19 protein-coding genes are annotated in these 20,670 nt (G+C 60.3%); 8 read left to right on the forward strand and 11 right to left on the reverse strand.

The annotated features are described in order from the left end of the window. Positions 1–17: 17 nt before the first annotated feature. Together LOY43_RS03195 and LOY43_RS03200 are read left to right on the forward strand one after the other, a co-directional pair. Positions 18–575 carry a DUF4136 domain-containing protein gene (locus tag LOY43_RS03195; RefSeq protein ID WP_095047367.1) on the forward strand — a complete coding sequence of 186 codons (558 nt, stop codon included), beginning with the start codon at positions 18–20 and terminating at the stop codon, positions 573–575. Positions 576–780: 205 nt separating this feature from the next. Then, a complete protein-coding gene (locus tag LOY43_RS03200) occupies positions 781–2,769 on the forward strand; it encodes a pilus assembly protein TadG-related protein (RefSeq protein ID WP_258709187.1) in 1,989 nt (662 codons plus the stop codon). On the opposite strand, the gene LOY43_RS03205 is transcribed toward LOY43_RS03200, so the two are convergent. Both LOY43_RS03205 and LOY43_RS03210 read right to left on the reverse strand, forming a co-directional pair. Continuing rightward, complete coding sequence (locus LOY43_RS03205) at positions 2,766–5,519, reverse strand: PAS domain-containing sensor histidine kinase (protein ID WP_258709188.1); 2,754 nt, start codon at positions 5,517–5,519, stop codon at positions 2,766–2,768. The genes LOY43_RS03200 and LOY43_RS03205 overlap by 4 nt on opposite strands. After that, positions 5,516–5,959, reverse strand: a complete 444-nt coding sequence (locus tag LOY43_RS03210; RefSeq protein ID WP_095047370.1) for a TadE/TadG family type IV pilus assembly protein — start codon at positions 5,957–5,959, stop codon at positions 5,516–5,518. Before LOY43_RS03210 ends, LOY43_RS03205 begins: the two co-directional genes overlap by 4 nt. A 75-nt stretch (positions 5,960–6,034) precedes the next feature. Here LOY43_RS03210 and LOY43_RS03215 point away from each other — a divergent pair, with 75 nt between their 5' ends. The 4 genes from LOY43_RS03215 (at position 6,035) to LOY43_RS03230 (ending at position 9,646) form a co-directional block, all read left to right on the forward strand. Further along, positions 6,035–6,505, forward strand: coding sequence for a prepilin peptidase (locus LOY43_RS03215; RefSeq protein ID WP_258709912.1), 471 nt, complete (start codon positions 6,035–6,037; stop codon positions 6,503–6,505). Between the two features lie 126 nt (positions 6,506–6,631). Next, entirely contained in the window at positions 6,632–7,420 is a 789-nt protein-coding gene (locus tag LOY43_RS03220; RefSeq protein ID WP_095126101.1) for a response regulator transcription factor, read from the forward strand. A gap of 889 nt (positions 7,421–8,309) precedes the next feature. Continuing rightward, positions 8,310–8,672, forward strand: a complete 363-nt coding sequence (locus LOY43_RS03225) for a DUF6124 family protein (protein WP_095126100.1) — start codon at positions 8,310–8,312, stop codon at positions 8,670–8,672. Between the two features lie 611 nt (positions 8,673–9,283). Next, positions 9,284–9,646 carry a DUF6124 family protein gene (locus LOY43_RS03230; protein ID WP_258709189.1) on the forward strand — a complete coding sequence of 121 codons (363 nt, stop codon included), beginning with the start codon at positions 9,284–9,286 and terminating at the stop codon, positions 9,644–9,646. A gap of 118 nt (positions 9,647–9,764) precedes the next feature. Here LOY43_RS03230 and LOY43_RS03235 read toward each other — a convergent pair whose 3' ends face one another. The 8 genes from LOY43_RS03235 to cpaB are packed head-to-tail and all read right to left on the reverse strand — an operon-like array spanning position 9,765 to position 17,213. After that, positions 9,765–10,037 carry a DUF3613 domain-containing protein gene (locus LOY43_RS03235; protein WP_095047374.1) on the reverse strand — a complete coding sequence of 91 codons (273 nt, stop codon included), beginning with the start codon at positions 10,035–10,037 and terminating at the stop codon, positions 9,765–9,767. 10 nt (positions 10,038–10,047) lie between these two features. Beyond that, positions 10,048–10,770 carry a tetratricopeptide repeat protein gene (locus LOY43_RS03240; RefSeq protein ID WP_095047375.1) on the reverse strand — a complete coding sequence of 241 codons (723 nt, stop codon included), beginning with the start codon at positions 10,768–10,770 and terminating at the stop codon, positions 10,048–10,050. 22 nt (positions 10,771–10,792) lie between these two features. Continuing rightward, positions 10,793–11,677: a type II secretion system F family protein gene (locus LOY43_RS03245; RefSeq protein WP_258709190.1), complete on the reverse strand. Its 885-nt coding sequence runs from the start codon at positions 11,675–11,677 to the stop codon at positions 10,793–10,795. Position 11,678: 1 nt separating this feature from the next. After that, positions 11,679–12,563: a type II secretion system F family protein gene (locus LOY43_RS03250; RefSeq protein WP_095047377.1), complete on the reverse strand. Its 885-nt coding sequence runs from the start codon at positions 12,561–12,563 to the stop codon at positions 11,679–11,681. A gap of 18 nt (positions 12,564–12,581) precedes the next feature. Further along, positions 12,582–13,850, reverse strand: coding sequence for a CpaF family protein (locus LOY43_RS03255; RefSeq protein WP_093430272.1), 1,269 nt, complete (start codon positions 13,848–13,850; stop codon positions 12,582–12,584). Continuing rightward, the gene (locus LOY43_RS03260) at positions 13,847–15,037 is read right to left on the reverse strand and encodes a Flp pilus assembly protein, ATPase CpaE (protein ID WP_007914643.1); all 1,191 of its coding nucleotides are present in this window, start codon (positions 15,035–15,037) and stop codon (positions 13,847–13,849) included. Before LOY43_RS03260 ends, LOY43_RS03255 begins: the two co-directional genes overlap by 4 nt. Then, positions 15,034–16,251: a type II and III secretion system protein family protein gene (locus LOY43_RS03265; protein WP_095047379.1), complete on the reverse strand. Its 1,218-nt coding sequence runs from the start codon at positions 16,249–16,251 to the stop codon at positions 15,034–15,036. Before LOY43_RS03265 ends, LOY43_RS03260 begins: the two co-directional genes overlap by 4 nt. Positions 16,252–16,271: 20 nt before the next feature. Beyond that, on the reverse strand, positions 16,272–17,213 hold the full coding sequence (gene cpaB, locus LOY43_RS03270; protein ID WP_095047380.1) for a Flp pilus assembly protein CpaB: 942 nt from the start codon (positions 17,211–17,213) through the stop codon (positions 16,272–16,274). Positions 17,214–17,551: 338 nt separating this feature from the next. Between cpaB and LOY43_RS03275 the strand changes: the two genes are divergently transcribed. Both LOY43_RS03275 and LOY43_RS03280 read left to right on the forward strand, forming a co-directional pair. Then, a complete protein-coding gene (locus LOY43_RS03275; RefSeq protein WP_095047415.1) occupies positions 17,552–17,758 on the forward strand; it encodes a Flp family type IVb pilin in 207 nt (68 codons plus the stop codon). 71 nt (positions 17,759–17,829) lie between these two features. Then, positions 17,830–18,237 carry a response regulator gene (locus LOY43_RS03280; protein ID WP_095047381.1) on the forward strand — a complete coding sequence of 136 codons (408 nt, stop codon included), beginning with the start codon at positions 17,830–17,832 and terminating at the stop codon, positions 18,235–18,237. Between the two features lie 644 nt (positions 18,238–18,881). Here the strand turns inward: LOY43_RS03280 and LOY43_RS03285 are convergent. After that, positions 18,882–20,552 (reverse strand): ShlB/FhaC/HecB family hemolysin secretion/activation protein, encoded by a 1,671-nt coding sequence (locus LOY43_RS03285; RefSeq protein WP_095126097.1) that lies wholly within the window; start codon positions 20,550–20,552, stop codon positions 18,882–18,884. Between the last annotated feature and the right edge of the window lie 118 nt (positions 20,553–20,670).

Below are 20,670 nucleotides of genomic sequence, written 5' to 3' on the forward strand. Positions count from 1 at the left end.
TCAACCGGAGAAAAACCATGTTCCGCCGTCTCGCTTTACTGGCCATGGCCGCGCTGCTCAGCGCCTGCGCCGCCAACCAGGTCAACCACGACTTCGATGCCAGCCGCGACTTTGCCGCCTATCGCAGCTGGAGCTGGAAAGACCCCGCCCTGCAATATCGCCCCGATGATCCACGAATCAAAAGCGACCTGACCGAACAGCGCATCCGCCAGGCCGTCGCCGATCAGCTCGACCAGCGTGGTTTGCGTCCTGCGGCGGCGGGGGCCAAGGGTGATTTGAGTGTGCAGACCTATCTGATTGTCGAAGATCGTCAGCAACAAGTGACGACCAATTACGGCGGTGGTTGGGGTGGCCCGTGGAATGGTTACTGGGGCGCACCGATGTACAACGAAACGCGCAACATCACCTACAAGGTCGCGACCATCCAGATCGACCTGCTCGACGGCAAGGACGGCAAACTGGTGTGGCGCGGCAGCGATGAGCAGATGCTCGCCAGCCGGCCGAATCCGCAGGATCGCAGCAATGCCATCCGCGAGACGGTCGGGCGGATTCTGGCCAACTATCCACCGCGCTGAATCTGTTCAGGAAAAACGGGAGCCCTTGAGTTCCCATTTTTTTGGCCCTGCGACGACCCCCTGTAGGCGCTGCCGAAGGCTGCGATCATTTGATTTTGCTTTTTAGAGGCCAAGATCAAAAGATCGCAGCCTTCGGCAGCTCCTACGGGGGATTGCGCGTCTACACTCAGTTGCACCAATGGAGCTTGCGGCAAAGGAGTGCGCCATGTCGCCTCGTTCGCGATTCACCAGCCCGGCCCGGCAGCGCGGGGCGATTGGCTTGATGGCGGCAGCCACCCTCAGTCTGGCGGTGGTGATGCTGCTGTTGGTGGTCGACACCGGCCGCTTGTACATGGAACAACGCAAATTGCAGCGGGTGGTGGACAACGCCGCCCTCGAGGCCGTCAGTCGTGGCGGCGATTGCCTGCCGGGCCTGAGCGCCGCCAGTTACGCCGGGCAAAGCGCCGTGCGCAACGGCTACGTTGTCGACGCCAGCAACACCCTCGCCACCACGTGCGGCACCCTGGTGACTGCCGCCAGCGGTTTGCGCACGTTCGCCGTGGATGCTACGCAAATGGCTGCGGTCAAAGTCGTCGCCAGTCGCACAGTGACCACCAGTTTTGCCGGTGGTGTACAGGCCTTGTTCAGCGGCACACCGGTCAGTCTCAATACCACGCTGAACGCCTCGGCGGTTGCCGCCAAACCGCAGCCAACGGTCGCCCAACTGAATATTCGCAGCACGCTGACGAGCATCGATACAGCCCAGTCGAACATCCTCAATCCGCTGTTTTCCGGGCTGCTCGGTGGTAACGTCAATCTCACGGCACTGGGCTGGGACGGCCTGCTGAACACTGATATCAACTTACTGAAATACCTTGATCAGTTGGCGATCAATCTCAACGTCGCGGCCGGCAACTACACGCAGTTGCTCAATACCCAGGCCACGGTGACGCAACTGATTCAGGCCGCCGCGACGGTGGTGCAACTCAATGGTGCGACCGCCCAGGTGATCACTGCGCTGGGCCAATTGCAGGTGGCCGCGATCAACGCGGCGCCGGTCAAACTGGGTGACATCCTGCAATTGCAGACCGGGACCACGGCAGCAGGGCTGGACGCCAATCTGCAACTGCTGCAACTGATTCAGGGCGTGGTGCAACTGGCCAACAGCAAGAGTGCGGTGGCGGCGACGTTGCCGATCAGCGTGCTCGGGCTGGCGAATGTCACGGTGCGGGTGAAAGTGATCGAGCCGCCGCAGTTTTCCGCCATTGGCGATCCGGCGCGGGCCAAGGTCAATCCGACCGGGCCGGACCGGATTTATGTGCGTACGGCGCAGGTGCGCACGATGTTGTCGGTGAGCCTGCCGGTGCTGTCCGGGGTCACGGGGCTGACCAATGCGGTGTTGGGATTGGTCGCGGGACTGACGCCGACGCTCAATGCGGTCCTGAGTCTGAATCTGGTAGCAGTCCTGAGTTCGGTCGCCTGCGCCGGTTGCCAGCAACTCGACCCACTCCTATTGCCATCCCCCGAAATTGACATCAGCCTGGATGCTGGTGGCGCGAAAAGCTATGTCACCGATTACAGCTGCCCAACCGGGACAACAGGCACGAAAAGCCTGACTGCCCACACCATCACATCCATTGCCGACCTCAAACTCGGCAAGATCGACCCTGCCAACGCCTTTTCCTCGGCCGCCGAACCGACTGTCACGCCATTACCGTTGGTTGACCTGGGAATCGTCACGTGCCACAAGATTCTGGGCATCGGAACTTGCGACCCCTCCACCCATATTCAATACGGCGCTGGCGGCATTGCGATCATGCTCGACACCAGCGTCGCGCAAAACACCCAGGATCTGGTGTTCTCCAGCGGCACACCGTTCGCCACCCCGGCCAACCTCAAATTGCTACCGAGCGTGCTGCCCGCCGTACCGACCAACAACATCGTCGGCAGCCTGTCGAACACCCTCGCGGGGATCAACCTGATCGTCTACAAACCCCAGGGCAGCAATCCATTGGGGGCCGTTGTTACCGGCGTTGCCTCGTTGATCAGTGATGTCACCAGCAAACTGCTGCCGGTGGTGACCAACCTGGTCAGCCCGTTGCTCGACCCGCTGCTGAACAACCTGCTCAAAGGCCTGGGCATTAACCTGATGGATGTCGACGTCGGTGCCAACATGACCTGCGGCCAGACCGGCAAGGCCTATCTGGTGATCTAGGCGTCCACGGCAACCGGCAACTCGATGCAGAACCGCGCGCCCTCGACCGAGTTGCGCACGCTCAACTCGCCGCCCATGTTGTCGATGATGCCGTAGCTCACCGACAGCCCCAGCCCGGTGCCGACGCCGATGGGTTTGGTGGTGAAAAACGGCTCGAAAATCCGCTCCAGCAAACGCGGATCGATGCCGCCCCCGTTGTCCTCGACCCACAGGCGCACGCACTGTTCATCGCGTTCGGCATAGATCGAAATCCACGGTTTGAAAGATGAATCCTTCTCGCGTTTGCTCAGCAACGCGTCGCGCGCATTGACCATCAGGTTGATCAACACTTGTTCAAGCTGATCGACGTAGCCACGCACCTGAACCTCGAACGCGGTCTCGCTGATGCGCAAGTCCACGCCTTTGCCGCGCATGCCTTCGGCCAGCAGCGACAGCGTGCCTTCGATGGCCGAGGCCGGGTTGAACAGTTGCTGCTCGATCTCCGAACGTCGGCCGAATACGCGCATGTGATCGACGACTTTCGCTGCACGCTGTACCTGCGCATCGATGCGGTTGAGTTTGTCGGTCAGGTAATCGACCTGCACATCGCCGTTGCCCAGGCGCTTGAGCACGTTGACGATGGCCATGCGCATCACGTTCAGCGGCTGATTGATTTCATGGGCGAGGCCGGTGGCCATTTCGCCAAGGGTGGCCATTTTCGCGCTTTGTGTGAGTTGCTGTTGCGAGCGGCGCACCTCGGTGTTGTCTCGGCCCACCGCTTGCACTTCGATCAACTGGCCGTGCTCATCGAACACGCCGCGATCGGACCACACCCACCAGGCATGTTCTCTGCCGGGCAGTTGCAGGCTGATTTCCGCGGTGCTCACCGGTTGCTCCACGGTCAGTGCAGCGAGACGCTGGACGAACGCAGTACGTTGTTCCTCGGACATCCAGCTGCCCAGATCGACCCCTGGCAGTTCCTCCGGCGTGCATTCCAGATACTTCGCCAACGGCCGGTTGCCAAAGGTCAGAATCAGATCCGGGCGATAGCGACAGATCATTGCCGGCGAGTCTTCGACCAGAATCCGATAGCGCTCTTCACTCTTTTTCACCTGTTCGGCTGCCAGGGTCGCCTCGGTGACGTCTAGCCACAAACCGACCGCTTCGACCGGCAGGCCGAGGTCATTGCGTAGCAGACGGGCTTCATCGAGCAACCAGTGATACTCGCCGCGACGGTCGCGCAGTCGATAACGGCTGCGCACCGAACCTTCGCGCAGCAACTGGCGGCTGCGGGTGAAATACACATCGCGATCCTCGGGATGGATCATCTCGACCAGAGCGCCGTCGCTGCAGTCCTCAAGGTTCCACCCCAGCAAGGGTTGCAGGCTGGCACTGAAGAACGCCGGGATCAGTGCACCTTCGTGGTAGTGCTGGACGTAAATCACCGCGGGCGAACTGGCGATCAGGTTGTCCAGCCGTGCATGCGCGGCGGCAGCCCGTTGTTGCTGGTTCTGGATGTCGCTGATGTCGAGCATGAAACCGACCAACCGCCGTTGCGTGCCGTTGCCAATCACTTGGCCCTGCACGCGATACCACGTGGGCGCCTGCTCGTTATTACCACCGCGCAGGCGTACCGATAACGTCAGGGCTTCGCCGTGTTGTTGCAAGGCTTGCAGACGGCTGCGCAACTCGTCGCGGTCGGCGGGATGGATTTGCGTCAGCCAGTCTTCCAGCGGTAATCCGCCAGGGTTCACGTCCAAGACCGCCGCCAGCGCGGGTGCCAGTTGAATGTGCTTGTCGCCTGCCAAAATCTCCCACCAGCCTGCACCCAACAGGGTTTGCAACGCTTCGATGCGCTCCAGTTGCAAGTGATGCTGCTGTTCGCGCAGGCGGCCGAGCAACGGCCCGGCCAGCGCGCCGGCCAGCGTCATCCAGTCGCGCTCGCTCAGGTATGGCGCAACGCTGTCCACGGGATAAAAACCGCAGAGCAGCCAGGCCACCACACCGCGCTCATCGCTGTACGGCACCGCGAAACCTTCGGCACTGCCGAACAGGGCCTGCACCCGCGAATGTTCATCGAGGCCATGCTGCGCGCCGACGCGTTGCGGCGCGGCACCGTTAAGGCTGTCCAATGGCGTGCCCAGGCGCTGCCCGTCATGCCACAGATCCGGCGCATCGTGGGCGCGATACTGGCGATGGATTTGCCAGCCCTGTTGCTCATCATCGAGCAAGGCCAGCGCCAGACAGGGGATATGCCAGCGCTGGGCGATCATTTGCAATTGTTCGCTGACGATCACCGGCAAACGCACTTGGCTGCAGGCGCGTAACTGTTCGCTGACCTGCCCGGCGATCAATTGGCAGGCATCACGCTGACGCGATTGTTGGCGTTCAAGCAGCAAGTCAGCGATGTCGATCAACTGCATCAGCCAGCCGTCGCCCAGCGGCTGTACCCAGCCACGCAGGTGCACGGTTTGCTCGGCGAGACCGAAAAAATCGAGATCCAGCAAGAGCCCCAGCCACTCCCTCGGCCGACCTTCGATGGTCAGCGTGCTGTGGGGCAGCAGATAAGTGCTGAGTGGCAGGGGTTGATCTTGAGGTTTGAACTGCGCCAGCAGATGCCGCAGCGGCCCGGCCATTTGCAGCACGTCACCGTCGTCATTCAGGTACAGGTGCAAGCCTGTCGCGGGTGAGCCGAGTGGGTCGGGTAACTCGTGGGCGGCGGGTGGTGTGCGTTTGAGCAAGCGCCCGAAGAGCTTGTCCCCCGACGTCAAAATTGCAGACTCGATTTGGCGGTCAGATAGGTGGGCAGATTGGGCACTGTACCAACCACCGGAAGCACCAGAAACGGCATGACCTGATTCAACTTGCTGACCGGATAATCCACGCGCACCGTCAGCAGGCCTGACGCGCTGTATTGGGTGTTGGTATCAACGCCGATCACCAGGTTGAAGACCGGCGGAATCCAGGACAATTGCTGGGTCAGCGTGGCATTCGCGGTGTTGATCACCACGGTTGAATAGTTGGGTGTGTTGGGATCGACCGCGACACTGCGGCGCACGGCTTCGGACGTGGCCTGATTGAACGATTGCATCATCACCAAGGGCAGGCTGTAACTGACCAGGCCGTAAAACACGGCGAAAAAGATGATGAACACCAAGGCGAACTCAATCGCCACCGCACCTTTTTGCGACTTGCGAAAGCCGGTTTTCATGAGTGCGTCTACCCTGACTGTCACTGCGTAGTCTCAGCATAGAATCATTCCGCAAAAATGGACGGTTTTTACCGGATGTACAGTTTTCTCCTCCTGATCTGGCTGGGCCTGTGCGCGGCGCAAGATGCCCGCCAGCGACGCATTGCCAATGGGCTGACGCTCGGTGCGGCGGCGCTGGCGCTGATCTATCTGTTGTGGACCGGCAGCACTTGGTTGGGCGCTGAGGCGGAGCAGGGCGGTTGGGCCTGCCTGATCGCGCTGGCGCTGACCCTGCCGGGTTTTTTCATGGGCCGTATGGGCGCCGGCGATGTGAAATTAATGACAGCCCTCGGTCTTGCGACGGACGGTCTGTTTATTCTTGGCGTATTTATGGGTGCGGGCGTCGCCAGCCTGATCTGGATGCTGCTGGCGCCAAGAGTCTGGCTCCATATGAGTCAAGGGCTTAGAGAACGTCTGCGATATCTGGCCCCGGGCGTGTCAAAAAAGCTGCCATTTGCACCGTTCGTGCTGGTCGGTGCAGTGCTCGTTATGCTTTGGATCCACTAGTCGCCAAGCGCCACTAGTTCTATGTACATAGTCGGAAAGTACGTCTACTTTCAAATGAACTGGTTATACAGCCAAAGGCTGACAGTACAGGAATGGTCAGCTTTGGCCTGGGACATGGAGTAGCACGTGAACAAGCTTACGTCTGCGGTAAAAGTCCTCGTGGTCGACGATCAGCCGTTGATCGTGGAGGAGCTGTGCGAGTTTCTTGAAAGCAATGGTTATCGCTGTGTGCCGTGCGAATCCAGTCTGCAGGCGATCGAGCGTTTCAGTGAGGACGCGGAAATCGGTCTGGTGCTGAGTGATCTGCACATGCCGGACATGGATGGCATTCAACTGATTCAGGCGTTGCAGCGTTTGGCGGACAAGCGTCGGGTGTTTGAGGCGATCATGCTCACTGGGCGTGCCGACAAGCAGGATGTGATCAAGGCATTGCGTGCCGGGATTGCCGATTATTATCAGAAGCCGATTGATCTGGATGAGTTGCTCGACGGGGTGCGGCGTCAGGAGGCGGCGCTGCAGGAGCGGCAGAAGAATCTGCAATTGGGGCATTTGAATCAGAAGTTGCAGTATCTGTCTGAGTCGATTGATGACCTTTATCAGGATCTGGACAAGGTGCGGCGTAGTCCTTCGGCGGTGGTTCGTGATGTGTTGGGCGGTGAGCCTGTCGAGGCTGAGGCTCAGGAGATGCCGGAGATTTTCAATCAGTTGTCGCCGCGGCAATTGGATGTGGCGCGGTTGGTGGGCAAGGGGCAGACCAATTATCAGATTGCCTGTGAGTTGGGGATTACCGAGAACACGGTGAAGCTTTATGTTTCGCAGGTGTTGCGGTTGACGCATATGCATAATCGGACGCAGTTGGCTTTGGCTTTGTCGCCTAGTGCTTCTGCTTTGCGGCAGCGGGTTACGGCGCATTGACTTGGCGGCCTGTGGGCCGACCAGGTTCTTGGGTTTTTGGGTGAATATCCGTTGCTGCGGGGGTTGCCGCTGACGGTTCCGCTCTTACAGCGGGTCACTTTTGGCAAACGCCCCAAAAGTAACCAAAAGGTCTGCGCCCTGACGTTCGGCCCGCTCGCTGGGGCTCGGGGTTCCTTCGCTCCGGGATCGATCCGGGGGCATCGCTTCCGGTTTGCTTCGCTGCACCTCCTTTCGATGTGTTCGACTTCGTCGAACGGCGCTGCGCGCCTACCCCCGGATCAATCCCTCTACTCAGCCTGCCGACGGGCTCCAAGATCAAAAGCAGGCGAGCTGACACTCGGCCTATTGAGTGGTGAAGAGCGGGTGTTCGGCTTTAGTTTTGTGGTGGATTTGCCCCTCATCGGAACACCGCCCGCCCAGCCCTCTCCCGAGGGTGAGGGAGCTGATCTGGTGATTTTCAGTATCTGAATTCGACTCGGTCTTTCACGTCGACGTAGCTCTCCCAAACACCTCGGTCAGTCCCCTCTCCCTCTGGGAGAGGGTTAGGGTGAGGGTTGGCTTTTGGCTGTTTAAATTTGTGCCAGATAACCGGAACCTTCCCACACGGTTTTCAGGTTGTCCGTCGGACGTGCGCTCTCTAGTCTCTGGCTGTCGCTGAACACTCAGCGATCGGGTGTGAGAACCCGGCAATTTATGGTCATCCAGTTTCTGTGCACGCATAATCGCCGCCAGCTTGTCTGCTGTCTGCAATGTGTCATGGCGGCTGTGTGCGGGCAGACTTCGGTCTGGCCGGGTGTCCATAACCGGTATTCTCACCCCGCATACAGCTGCCACCTTTTGCCCCGTGAGAATGGCAGTGGGTGGCGGCAAAGACTTTGGAGTTGTTTCAATGGACAAACTGATCCCCGACCCACCCACCGAACCCACGACCCCACTCGAAGAAGCTATCCGCGCCGACGACCTCGTCAAGAACCGCGAGGCCATCAAACGCGCCCTCGATTTCTACCTCTGCCCCGAACCCGCGAAACCCCACCAACCCACCACGATGTTCCTCATCCATCCGAAAATCGATACCGAAAGCCTGCTCGCCCATGCCTGCGAATCCCTGGCTTCGGCCAACACACTGGCCGGTAACTTTGCCGATCAGTTGGGCCGCCCGGAACGCAATACCGCGCTGGCGATTCAGCAGATCATCATGCTGGCCGAGCTGGCGGTAAACCGGGCACTGGATCGGGTGGATCCGCAGACCTGACCCGCTAGGCACACCGCGTCATCGTTCTTCGCGAGCAGGCTCGCTCCTACATTTTGAAATGCATTTCAGCTGTGGTAGAGCACAGGGGAGGCGGCTTCTGATTTGCGTTGGATTCGCCCCTCACCCCAGCCCTCTCCCGAGGGAGAGGGGGCCGATTTGTGTGTTTTTCAAAGCCTGAGTTCGACTCGATATTTCACGTCGGCGTAGCTCTCCCAGACAACTCGGTCGGTCCCCTCTCCCTCTGGGAGAGGGTTAGGGTTAGGGTTAGGGTGAGGGTTGGCTTTTGGCTGTTTAAATTTGTGCCAGATAACCGGAACCTTCCCACACGGTTTTCAGGTTGTCCGTCGGACGTGCGCTCTCTAGTCTTTGGCTGTCGCTGCCAATTCAGCGACCGGGTGTGGAAACCTGAATTTCAAGTAGATGCGTTGCATCGCTACCGCAATCATTGTCGGCGTCTTCTTTCGTCTGCAAACTGTGTCGCGGCGGCTGTGCGCGGGCAGGCTTCGGTCTGGCCGGTTGCCTACTTATCGGTTTTCCACCCTGCGTACAGCTGCCACCTTTTGTCGTGTGGAAACGACAAAGGTTGGCTCCTCAGCCAAGTAGGAGTTGTTATGGACAAACTGATCCCCGACCCACCCAACGAACCCACGACCCCACTCGAAGAAGCTATCCGCGCCGACGACCTCGTCAAGAACCGCGAGGCCATCAAACGCGCCCTCGATTTCTACCTCTGCCCCGAACCCGCGAAACCCCACCAACCCACCACGATGTTCCTCATCCATCCGAAAATCGATACCGAAAGCCTGCTCGCCCATGCCTGCGAATCCCTGGCTTCGGCCAATACGCTGGCGGGTAACTTTGCCGATCAGTTGGGTCGGCCGGAGCGCAATACCGCGCTGGCGATTCAGCAGATCATCATGCTGGCCGAGCTGGCGGTAAACCGGGCACTGGATCGGGTGGATCCGCAGACCTGATCCGGCAGGCACACTGCGTCATCGTTCATCGCCAGCAGGCTGGCTCCCACATTTGGAAATGCAATCCACCTGTGGAAGCGAGCCTGCTCGCGAAAGCGCTCGCAAGGTCACCGCCTCACTAATTCTTGCTCTCGATCTTCCCACCCGCATCCGGATCATAAAAATCCGGAATCTCGTATTTGTACTTCTTCAACCAGCGCTGCATCGCCAGATCACGTTCGGTCGCGGTCGCCGTTTGGGGTTTTGGCGAGGCGGCTTTGTTACGGCTTTGCAGGACCAGCCAGCCTTCGGTTTCCTGTTGTTGCGCCGAGGCGGGGCCGGCGTCGATGGCGGTGGCGCTGAGGGGCAGGCTGAGCAGGGTCAGGTAGCACAGGCCTTTGAAGGGATGCATGGCTGTCTCCTTATTTGAGCGATGGCGGCAACGGGTCAGCGACGGCGGCCACTTGATTGCTGGTGGCGGGTTTGGCCTTGACCGGGGCTTTGAGTTTTTCTGCGCGTTGCTGGGCTTCGGTGAATTGTTGCGGGGTCAGTTTCGCGCGGCTGACGATTTCGGCGGCTTGTGGCCAGTCGTTCTGGTACAGCAGCAGGGTGACCATGTTCAGTGTCGCCAATTGATTGTTCTGCTTGAGTTCGATGGCGGTGAGGAACTCGAAGCGCGCATCGTTGAGGCGCAGTTGATTGAGATAGACCACGCCCAGGTCGTTGCGGATTTTTTCGTCGGTGGGGGCCAGGCGGGCGGCGCGTTGCAGGTGGGCCTGGGCCTGGCCGTTGTCGCCGCGAGCAGCGTAGAGCTGACCGAGGCCGTGTTCGGCTTCGGCGGTCAGGCAGCCGCCGAGCAGGCCGCGGTACAGCGGCTCGGCTTCGCTACGGCCGAGCAGACGATAGACCTTGGCTTTGCGCAGGCGCACTTCGCTGATGTTGTCCGGCAGGCTTTGCAGGTTGGCCAGGCTGGCGTGCAACTTGCCGTCGTTGGCCAGGTTGTCGGCGAGGTTCAGGGCCAGTTCCTGCTCCTGAGTCATTTTGCTGCAACTGCTCGGTGACAGCAGTGCTGTCCAGGGTGCCTGGCCGTCGGTGGCGCAACCGCCGAGCAGCAACAGACTTGCCATGACTATCAGTACTTTCATCAAACGCTCTCCATGAGCAAGGTCAGTTTGCGAACGCCCGGGCAATCGCAGTGAAGCCGGGGCCGGCGAGGACGATCAGCAGTGCCGGAAACAGAAACAGCATCATCACTACAGACATCTTCGCCGACATTTTCGAGATGTATTCCTGCAGGCGGGTCAGGCGTCGGTCATCGAGCAGTTGCTTGAGCGCCAGCAGCGATTTCATCGCGCCGCCGCCCTGTTGAATCAGTTGCTGCAGGATCACGCAGGTGTCGCTGAATTCGTCCACGGCGAGCATCACCGCGGCTTTGTTCAACTCCTGGCCAAGTTCCAGGCCGCTGTCGACACGGGCCAGAATCAGGCGCAGTTCGCTGGTCAGTTCCGGCAGCAGTTTTTGCGCTTCAATGCTGAGTACCCGCAGGGCTTGTTCGACGGCCATGCCGGATTCGAAAAGGATGCGCAGCAGCGGAATGAACGTCGACACCTCCACGGCGATGGTTTGCTGCCGGCGTGCCGCCGCGAAGGCCAGCAAGCGTTTGGGCAGCAGATAGCCGCCGCCGGTGGCGAGCATCGGCACGATCCAGCGGTTGTCAGCCTGGGGGAAAAACACCTCTTGCAGAAAAATTGCCAAACCCAACGTTAGCAGCGGCGTGCCGATCTGGCAGGCCGCAAAAAGCGCGCGTTCATTGGCCCGGCGCCAGCCGATGCGGTTGAGCAGGGTCTGGGTTTCGCTGTCGATGCTCACCGAGCGTTGCCCGAACTTACTGCTGCCCAATGCGCGCAACCAGTTGCCGAAGCGATTCTCGCGCACCAGTTGTCCTTGCAGGCGCTGATTGATCTGACGCACCCGGCGCCGCTCCATCAGCAGGTGATTGATCACCAGCATCAAGGCGCCGAGCAGCAACATCAGTGCCGCGAGCCAGACCATGTCAGACGCTCCTCAACATGCGCCACAGCGCCAGGCTGCCGAACACTTGCAACACGGCAGCGCTGATCAGCATTTGCTGCCCGCTCGCGTCGTTCCACATCCCGAGCATGTAGCCGGGATTGGTCAGCATGAAGTAACTCACCAGCAGCAACGGCAACGAGCCGAGCACCCACGCGGTCATGCGCGTTTCGCCGGTGAGGGCGCGCAGTTGCCGCGCACCCTGGTCGCGTTCGCGGATCAGTTTGATCAGGTTCTCCAGCAGTTCACTGGCATTGCCGCCGTAGCGATGATTGACCTTCAGGCCGAGGGCGAACATGCGCAGTTCATCCTGTTCATACAGTTCGGCAAAGTCGCTGACGGCATCCGGCAAATTCACGCCCAATTGCACGTTGCGCTGGACCCGACCCATGGCTGTTTTCAACGGATCTTCGCTGGCCTCAATGCCGCCCATGACCGCGTCACTCAGGGTGCGCCCGGACTTCAGGCTACGCACGGTGTGATCAAGCAACTGCGGCAGTTGCTCGATCATGCGTTTGATCCGGCGCTGGTAGAGCACGGCGATGTACAGCCGCAGCGCGAGCGGCGGTACGAAGATCATTAGCAGCAGGCCGACCCAGTCGGCGAGAAAATAACCCAGGGCCATCGCCAGCGCCCACAGACTCAGCCACAGGCCGAAACGCTCGGTCGGGCGGCCCAGTCCGGCACGCAGAAACATCCGTTCCAGTCCGACCCACACAGGTTTTTCGGCAGCCAGTTGCGGTTGCCCGGCGGCCAGTCGATTGAGGACTTTTTCCGTTGCAGTCTTGCGCAGACCTTGCAGGAACAGGCGGATCGACAGCCCCAGCAGCGTCAGGCAGATAACGATGAGAATGATCGGTCCCAGCATGCTCGATGCTCCTTGCCGTCAGCCCAGATGTGTCTCGTGGCGCAGCTTGTCGCCGGCCGGATTGACGGCTTCGCGCAAGAAACCGAAACCGCTGCGGCGGTCGAGGCGGAACAGCGTGTTGGTGACGTAGACGTCTTCGCGAATGCCGACCACTTCCACGACCTCGCTGACGCAACGGCGCCCGTCAGGCATGCGCGTCAACTGGATGATCACGTCGAGGGCCGCGCAGATCATCTGGCGCAGGGTGCGTTCGGCGATGGAACGGCCCGTCAGACCGACCAGCGTTTCCAGGCGCAGCAGCGCATCCTGGGCGTTGTTGGCGTGCACGGTGCTCATCGAGCCGTCGTGACCGGTGTTCATCGCCGTGAGTACATCGACCACTTCGACGCCACGAATCTCGCCGAGGATGATCCGGTCGGGGCGCATCCGCAGGGCATTGCGGATCAGGTCGCTGGCCTTCACTTCACCGTGGCCTTCGGCATTCGGCGGACGGGTTTCCAGGCGCACCACGTGGGGGTGGCCGAGCTGCAATTCGGCGACGTCTTCGATGGTCACCAGACGTTCGTGCGGGTTGATCAACTGGCTGAGAATGTTCAGCAGCGTGGTCTTGCCGGTGCCGGTGCCGCCGCTGATCAGGATGTTGCAGCGCTTGCCGACGGCATCCTGGAAAAACTCGAAGATCGACAGGTCGACGGTTTGCATGGCGATCAGGTCGCTGCTTTTAAGCATGTCCTTGCGGAATTTGCGAATCGACAGGCAGGGGCCGTCGAGGGCAATCGGCGGAATGATCGCATTGACCCGACTGCCATCGGGCAGGCGTGCGTCGACCATCGGTGAGGACTCGTCGAGGCGTCGTCCGAGTGGTGCAAGGATGCGTTGCATCACGCGTTCGACGTGATGGGCATCGATAAACCGCAGGTCACTCTGGTGCAGCACACCGTCGCGTTCGATGAATACCCGGTGCGGGCCGTTGACCAGAATCTCCGTCACCGAGTGATCGCGCAGCAACACCTCCAGCGGACCGAAACCGGTGAGTTCGTCGACGATCTCTTCGGCTAGCCGCTCCATCTCGTAGCGGGAAATCGCCAGGTGCAAACGGGCGATGTACTCGGCGACTTTGTCGGTGACGAACTGTGCGAGTTGTTGGCGTGAACCTTCCAGCAAGTTTTTGCCCGACTCTTCGAGGGCGTCGATGATGTAGCGATGCAGGACCAGTTTCAGGCCTTCGTGATCGCTGTTGCCGCCGCTGCTGCGGGGCGCAGCGCCGAAGAGTTTTTCTGCGCTCATGAGGTGCCTCGCAAGCGGTCGAACCATGTGACTTTGGGCTTGGCCAGACCCTCGGAACGTTTGGCCAGACGTTCACCGAGCGCACGCAGGCTCTGGGTGAGTTTTTCGCGCGGGGCCAGTTCGAACAGGCTGACGCCCTGGTTTTTTGCGTTCAGGCGCACTTCTGGAGTGAGGGCCAGCGTGGCGATCACTTCCAGATTGAAGGTCTTGCCGAGGGTTTCCGAATTGGGCGCAACGTTGCTCAAGTAACGGTCGATCAGCAGCCGCCCGTGGTCGAGCTTCATGCCTTTTTCTCGCCACAGATTGAGCACGGCGAGGTTGCGCCGGCAGTTGAGCACGTTCTGGTCGGTGTACCAGAGCAACTTGTCGCAATGGCTGACAAAGGTGCGCAACGCCTCGCTGTCGGTCTGCCCGGTGAGGTTCACGACGATGTGCTGGAAGTGCTGGCGCAGGGCGCTGAGCAACATGTACAGCTCGGCGGCGCTGGTGTTTTCCAACGGCTCATCGTTGCTGGCGTAGGCGAGAATGCGCAGGCCGGCTTCGGCGCTGGTGAAGGCGCTGTCGATCAGTGTGGCGTCGAGCCGGCGCAAGTGACGCAGGGCATCGCCAAAGTGAAACGAACTTTCCAGCCCGAGCAGGGCGAGGCTGTCACCGCGCGGCAGACCGAGATCGAGCAGCAAGGTTTGCTGACCGCTCTTTTGCACCACCAGGGCCATATGGTTGGCCAACAGTGCTCCATCGGAACTGCTCTGCACGCCATACATGACCGTAAGGCCGCCGAGTTGCGTATTCGGCGCTACGGGCGGCAGGCGTTTGCTCAAGCGCCGCACCAGCCCGGCGACTTCACTGGAGCGCGAACCGTAGGCGACAAAATCCCGGGCCCCGGCACGCATGGCATTGAGCACCAGCTGATTGTCCATGCCGTCGCCGAGGGCCACGATCGCCAGCATCGGTTTGGCCTCCAGCGCGCCTTCGATCAACGCGCTCTGGGCGACCACGTGCTCGCGATCCAGGCCGACGAACACCAGGCTGGCAAAGGTGACATCCACCAGCGCCAGCAGTTCGTCGAGGCTGCCGCCGCCGGCGCTGACTACCTGACCGAGCGGCGCGAGTGCGCCCTGCAGCCACTCCAGATCGGTGCTGTTGCGGGTGATGGCGAGAAAGGTCTGGCTCAGGTTCTGGCTCATTGCGATAACCCGCTGCGCTTGTCGAAATTGCCGTTCTCAAGAAAAAACATGCGGTAGAAATTCGGGTCGTAATTGCGCAGTTTTTCCCCGGGTAACGACGGCAACTGGGCATCGGCGGCCAATGGCTGCACCAGATGCGGCGTCACGATCATCAACAGTTCGCGCTCTTCGCGCTTGATCTGCGAGCCTTTGAAAAAAGCGCCGAGCACCGGGATGTCACCGAGGCCGGGAAACTTGTTCACTTGCGAGCTGTTGGTGGTGCTGATCAAGCCACTGATGACGAAACTCTCGCCGTCGCCAAGCGACACGCTGGTGTCGGTGCGGCGGATAGTCAGCGCCGGCACAGTGGTGCCGGCGATCTGTACGGCGTTACTGAAGTCCAGTTCGCTGACTTCCGGGGCGACCTTCAACGCGATGCGGTCGCGACCGATGATGGTGGGCGTGAGGGTCAGGCGGATGCCGAATTCCTTGTACTCGATCGACACGCTGTCGCTGCCGGAGCTGGGCACCGGAATCGGAATTTCACCGCCGGCCAGAAAGCTTGCGCTCTGCCCGTTCAACGCCACCAGACTTGGCCGCGCGAGGGTATAGGCGAAGCCGCTGGTTTCCAACGCATTGATGATCGCCATGGTCTTGCCGCCGACCCACGAGAAGTTGAACAGTGAGTTGTCCACTGGCAGGCGGGGCTGCGGCACCCCGTCAATCGGCGGCAAGGTGCCGGGCGAACCGAACAGAAAGTTGCCGCGCGTGCCGATCAGCGAGGCGGTTGCTTCCTTGAGTTTGGTGCGGCTGACTTCGACGAAACGAATGTCGGTCTGCACTTGCGACGGCAGGCTCGGGTCATCCGAGGGTAGGGAGCCGGTCATGGCGGCAGTGGCGGCGCCCTGAACAAAGACCATGCTTTGGCGCGGTTCGCTTGAACACGACGTCCAGACCATCAGGCTGGTGGCACCGGGCGCAACGCCGGTGAGCAGAAAGGACGAACTGCCATTGGCATGTACGTCGGCGATTTTCGGGTCGCCGATGGCCAGACGCGTGATCGCCACGGGGGACTGCACGTCCTGCTGAAACCCTTCGCCGATTTCGATCACTGGCGGCATGCGCCCCAGTGCCGAACAATTGCCGACTGCCGCGAACGCAGCGTCCATCGACAGTCCCATCAATAACAAGGCGCGCAGCATAGGTTTGAATGTCGGCCTGAAACGACTCTGCATGCCCTTGGATCCTTGCGCAGTCATGGGTTTTGTTGGGTGATCTGGTTGCCGCGAATAATTTCCACGGCAGGCCGTGCGGCACCACCGGCACCACCGCTGGACGGTGCTTTCGGTGCGGTGCCCATGGCCAGTTGGGTGAACTGGAAGAGTTGTCGGTTGGCGGTGTCGAGATGGGCCGTGGACTGTTTTTCGCCGGCCCAGTATTTGGCCAGGCGTTGTTCTTCACTGCTGCGTACGGCCAGGCGCAAGGTGCCGGCCTGGGTGGCGAGCATCAGGCGACTGAGCAGTTGTTCCGGCACCGCCAGCACCACGGTGCGCGCGGCAACGCGGCGTTGATCCTGTTTGAGTTTTTCGTCTGCACTCAGGGCCGGCGAGGCCGGTTGACCGTCGTTGGTCAGGCCGTACTGGTCACCCACGCCAAGCACGCGCATGGCCGGCAAAACGATCTGCGCCGACTGTTCGAGGTTGCTGGAATCCTGGCGCAAGTAGAGCAAGACATCGACGTAATCGCCGGGAATCAGTTGCCCGGCGGCACCGATCACTTCGTCAACAGCCACGGTGAGCGCGCGTTCGTCACTGTGAATCATGCGTGCCAGTGAACCGCCGGCGGTGAAGCTTTCATCGTTCAGCCAGGTGCCGGCGCTGAGGTGCCGCCAGGGTGTGCGACCGACGGCCTGATCGATACTGCTCAAGCTGCCTGCCGGTGCACTGCGCAGTTTTTCCACCGCTACATCGGCGGCGGTCAGCGCAGTGAAGGGTGGCACGTCGTGCAGCAGCACCACCACGGGTTGGCGGGTCTGGTCTTCGGCGATCGCGACAGTTTTTTCAACAGTGACAGTTGGGGCGACGGGGGCGACGGCGACGGGCGCTGGTTGACGACTGAGTACCAGTCCCCAGTAACCGACAAAAATGGCTCCCAATAACAGGATGGCTGCAAGGCCCATGGTGACGCGACTGTTCATGACGGCTCTCCCTTTCCTGCTGCACTACCCACTGCTATTGCTAACGAGAGAAGTTCCCAATCCGGCAGCTATGAACATGCAACTATTTCGCTATTTCCACGCTAGCTGATCCAAGCCAAAACGCCATTACTGACAGGAAAATAACTCACGAAAGTATGAGTCTTGGCCAATTAACAGCAGCCGATGGCAAAAACACGATTGGATTAATACTTTCCGGTTAATCCGTTCTTACAGTTGTTGGGTGGGGGTTTCTTGACAATGCTCAAATGGCACGGTGGGTCTTTGCCGTTGTAGTGACATCAGCGCCAGAGGCGCAAAGGAGCAGTCCTATGTTTCGCATGACTTTCGACTATCTAATGTCCAGAGCCCGGGTGTTCATCAAGAATGAAGAAGGGGCTTCGGCGATCGAGTACGCCATTGTGGTGGCGATGGTCGCTGTCGTGGTTGTGGCATTCGTAACCCCTCTTGGCGATAGGGTGCTGGCGATCTTCAATAATATTTTGACGTCTCTTGATGGTACGGCTGTGACACGGCCGACGCCTTGAGTCATGGGAACGCTGCACCTGGCTGATATCGCACTACAATGGATTTTCCATTCAGCTTTCAGGTATTGCCTATGAACGCGTCTTCGCCGCACCGCCAACAGTTGCTTTTGGTTGACGATGAAGAGGACGCGTTGCTGGAACTGGCGGAGTTGCTGGAGGGTGAGGGGTTTGTCTGTCATGCGGCGACGTCGGTGAAGCTGGCGTTGCATCATCTGACTCGCCATCCCGATATCGCGCTGGTGATTACTGATTTGCGTATGCCGGAGGAGTCCGGGATGTCGTTGATCAAGCGGTTGCGTGAGCATACTTCTCGGCAGCATTTGCCGGTGATTGTGATGTCGGGGCATGCGGATATGGAAGACGTCAGTGATTTGTTGCGGTTGCAGGTGGTGGATCTGTTTCGCAAGCCGATTTATTACGTCAGGTTGTTGGAGACTTTGGATAATTTGTTTCCCAAGCCTAAGGTTCAGGTTGGCTGAGGTTGAGCTCGGCGGCCTCTGGGCCGACCGTGCTTTGGGTGTTTTGGGTGAATATCCGTTTTTTTGGGTGTTGCAGCTGGCGGTTTCGCCCTTACGGCGAGGCACTTTTTCCAGACGCCGAAAAAGTACCCAAAAAGGCTTGCCGCAACGTTCGGCCCACTCGCTGAGGCTCGGGGTTCCTTCGCTCCGGGATCGATCCGGGGGCAGCGCCTACGGTTTGCTTCGCTGCACCTCCTCTCGCTGTGTTTGGCTTCGCCAAACGGTCGCTGCGCTCCCACCCCCCGGATCAATCCCTCCACTCAGCCTGCCGACGCGGCCGGTGAATCAAGATCAAGAGCTGCAGCCGAGCTAACGCTCATCCTGTTGAGTGGTGAGGAGCGGTAGCGATGCGCGGTGCGCGGTGCGCGGTGTGCGGTGTGCGGTGTGCGCGGTGTGCGCTGTTTTGCTTTGGCTTTTCTGTGGGGGCGAGTTTGCTGCGGACGGCGTTCCTGCGAAAGCGGCCTGACAGCCGGCCAATTTCTAACTGAATGCACTCAATCCAACTGTAGGAATGAGCCTGCTCGCGATGGCGGCCTGCAATCCGACCCAGTTCTGCCGTTTGTACACTCCACCCGCCGCTGCAGAAGCCTCTTGGGTGTTTCGGCTTACAACTGATAACTGAAACTGATGCTGTACCGCGTCCGGCGATTGAACGTGTCCAGCGCTTCATCCGACATCGCCTTCGCCGCTTCCAGCGCAATGTTGTAGTACTTGGCATCGCCAAACCGTAGCCCGATCGCCGCCGATGACAGGTTGTTGGCCTTTACCGGCAATTCGTTGAACCAGCTGCGTGAGCGATCAAGGACGAAGTACGGTTGCAGGATGCGCACCCAGTTGCCGTCGCGGTTGAAGCTGTAGTTGACCTCGTACGCCACGCCCCAGCCCTTGTCGCCGGAGGCTTGATCGTCGGGATAACCACGACCGAAGTTCTGCCCGCCGAACACCGCGCGCTCGCTGTCGGGCAGGGTGTCGTCGCTCCAGTACAGTGCGGCAGACAGCACGCCTTGCCAGTTGTCGAGGAACTTGTCGCTCTGCACGCCAGACAGGCGCAGGCGAAAGAAGTCGAGGTCGATGGCGTTGTTGTTGGTTTTCGCGCCCATGCTGTCGACGCCTTGGTACACACCGCCACTGAGGATTCGCAGTTGGCGGGCATCGGCCTTGCGCCAGTCGCTCTCGAAGGCGAGGGCGCGGATGTCGGTGCGTTCTTCGACACTCAGCGGGAAGCCGATCACCTTGTAGCGGGTCTTGTCGTTGACCGCGTAAAGCCTTGAACCGGCCGTTAGCAGTTCGTTGGAGGCGGCAATCAGTGGCAAGGTGAAACCGATCGAGTAGCGGTCGTTTTCGCGGTGCGGTTTGAGTTGCAGGCCATTGTCGAGCAGGACATTGGTGCCGGGGTCAGCACGGTAGCGTGAAGCCGACAGCGCCAGTTGTGCGCCCTCGTCATTGATGAACTGGTTGTAGTCGAGCCGGTAGTAATGTTCGTGATCGTCACCCGGTGGGAACAGGCCGCTGAGGGTCAGTTGCTCGCCCATCGCGGTCTGCGAATTGCTGCTGACACCGAGCAGGGCCTGGGTGCCGTTGCGGTTGTCTTCGGTGGTGCTCAGCGTACTGGTGAAGGGTTTGCGACTGGCCTGGGCCACCAGTGTTGTGGCGCCGTCGGTGGTGCCGGGCGGTGGCACCTGGGCCTGGATCGTCACCCCGGGAATGCGCGTCATCAGCGTGGTGTAGCGCTCGAACGTCTTGCGGGTCAGCGGCCGCTCGGTCTGAATCTTCGCCGCCAGTTTGTCGAGCAGGACTTTGACCCGGCCGACATCGCCCTGGATCTGGATATCGCGGACGTAGCCTTCCACCAGCACCACGCGCGCTACGCCGTCATTGAAATTTTGCTGCGGCAAGAACGCGTAGGACAGCAGGTAGCCGTCCTGCTGATAGCGTCGAGTGATGTTGCGCGTGGCCTCGATCAGCTCGGCGAGCGTGGCTTGCCGGCCGATCAGGGGCTTATAGATTTCGGCGAGCTCGTTGAGCGGGTAGAGGGTGCCGCCTTCGATCTGCACGGTTTGCAGTTTGATCTTGGTGTCCATCAACAGCGGTTGCGCAGCGGCGGCACCGGCGTCCGGCACCTGCACGGGCGTGGCGCTTGGGCGATAGGCATCGGCCGGCAGGTTCGGCACCGGCAGATTGCGGATGGTTTCGTTGCTGTTGAGAAAGCTGGGCAGGGTGTCGGCGAGGGCGGCGGAACTGAGACTGAGGAATAGCAGGGATGCCATTACGCGCATAGGACACTCCATGGTCAGATCACGGCACTGGGCTGAATTTTCCTAAGAAAAAAGGCGGAAGACTCGTGGGAATCTTCCGCCCTCAACCAAGCGTAGGCGCTGTAGGTGAGGCCGTCGA

Source organism: Pseudomonas sp. B21-041 (genome assembly GCF_024748675.1).
Classification (GTDB): domain Bacteria; phylum Pseudomonadota; class Gammaproteobacteria; order Pseudomonadales; family Pseudomonadaceae; genus Aquipseudomonas; species Aquipseudomonas neuropathica.

Excerpts from the sequence above, each read along its gene's own strand:
- LOY43_RS03230 (WP_258709189.1), top strand. The coding sequence starts at position 9,284 with ATGGACAAACTGATCCCCGACCCACCCAACGAACCCACGACCCCACTC.
- LOY43_RS03200 (WP_258709187.1), top strand. The coding sequence starts at position 781 with ATGTCGCCTCGTTCGCGATTCACCAGCCCGGCCCGGCAGCGCGGGGCG.
- LOY43_RS03225 (WP_095126100.1), top strand. The coding sequence starts at position 8,310 with ATGGACAAACTGATCCCCGACCCACCCACCGAACCCACGACCCCACTC.
- LOY43_RS03265 (WP_095047379.1), bottom strand. The coding sequence starts at position 16,251 with ATGCAGAGTCGTTTCAGGCCGACATTCAAACCTATGCTGCGCGCCTTG.
- LOY43_RS03250 (WP_095047377.1), bottom strand. The coding sequence starts at position 12,563 with ATGCTGGGACCGATCATTCTCATCGTTATCTGCCTGACGCTGCTGGGG.
- cpaB (WP_095047380.1), bottom strand. The coding sequence starts at position 17,213 with ATGAACAGTCGCGTCACCATGGGCCTTGCAGCCATCCTGTTATTGGGA.
- LOY43_RS03275 (WP_095047415.1), top strand. The coding sequence starts at position 17,552 with ATGACTTTCGACTATCTAATGTCCAGAGCCCGGGTGTTCATCAAGAAT.
- LOY43_RS03215 (WP_258709912.1), top strand. The coding sequence starts at position 6,035 with ATGTACAGTTTTCTCCTCCTGATCTGGCTGGGCCTGTGCGCGGCGCAA.
- LOY43_RS03235 (WP_095047374.1), bottom strand. The coding sequence starts at position 10,037 with ATGCATCCCTTCAAAGGCCTGTGCTACCTGACCCTGCTCAGCCTGCCC.
- LOY43_RS03195 (WP_095047367.1), top strand. The coding sequence starts at position 18 with ATGTTCCGCCGTCTCGCTTTACTGGCCATGGCCGCGCTGCTCAGCGCC.
- LOY43_RS03240 (WP_095047375.1), bottom strand. The coding sequence starts at position 10,770 with ATGAAAGTACTGATAGTCATGGCAAGTCTGTTGCTGCTCGGCGGTTGC.
- LOY43_RS03210 (WP_095047370.1), bottom strand. The coding sequence starts at position 5,959 with ATGAAAACCGGCTTTCGCAAGTCGCAAAAAGGTGCGGTGGCGATTGAG.
- LOY43_RS03245 (WP_258709190.1), bottom strand. The coding sequence starts at position 11,677 with ATGGTCTGGCTCGCGGCACTGATGTTGCTGCTCGGCGCCTTGATGCTG.
- LOY43_RS03260 (WP_007914643.1), bottom strand. The coding sequence starts at position 15,037 with ATGAGCCAGAACCTGAGCCAGACCTTTCTCGCCATCACCCGCAACAGC.
- LOY43_RS03255 (WP_093430272.1), bottom strand. The coding sequence starts at position 13,850 with ATGAGCGCAGAAAAACTCTTCGGCGCTGCGCCCCGCAGCAGCGGCGGC.
- LOY43_RS03280 (WP_095047381.1), top strand. The coding sequence starts at position 17,830 with ATGAACGCGTCTTCGCCGCACCGCCAACAGTTGCTTTTGGTTGACGAT.
- LOY43_RS03285 (WP_095126097.1), bottom strand. The coding sequence starts at position 20,552 with ATGCGCGTAATGGCATCCCTGCTATTCCTCAGTCTCAGTTCCGCCGCC.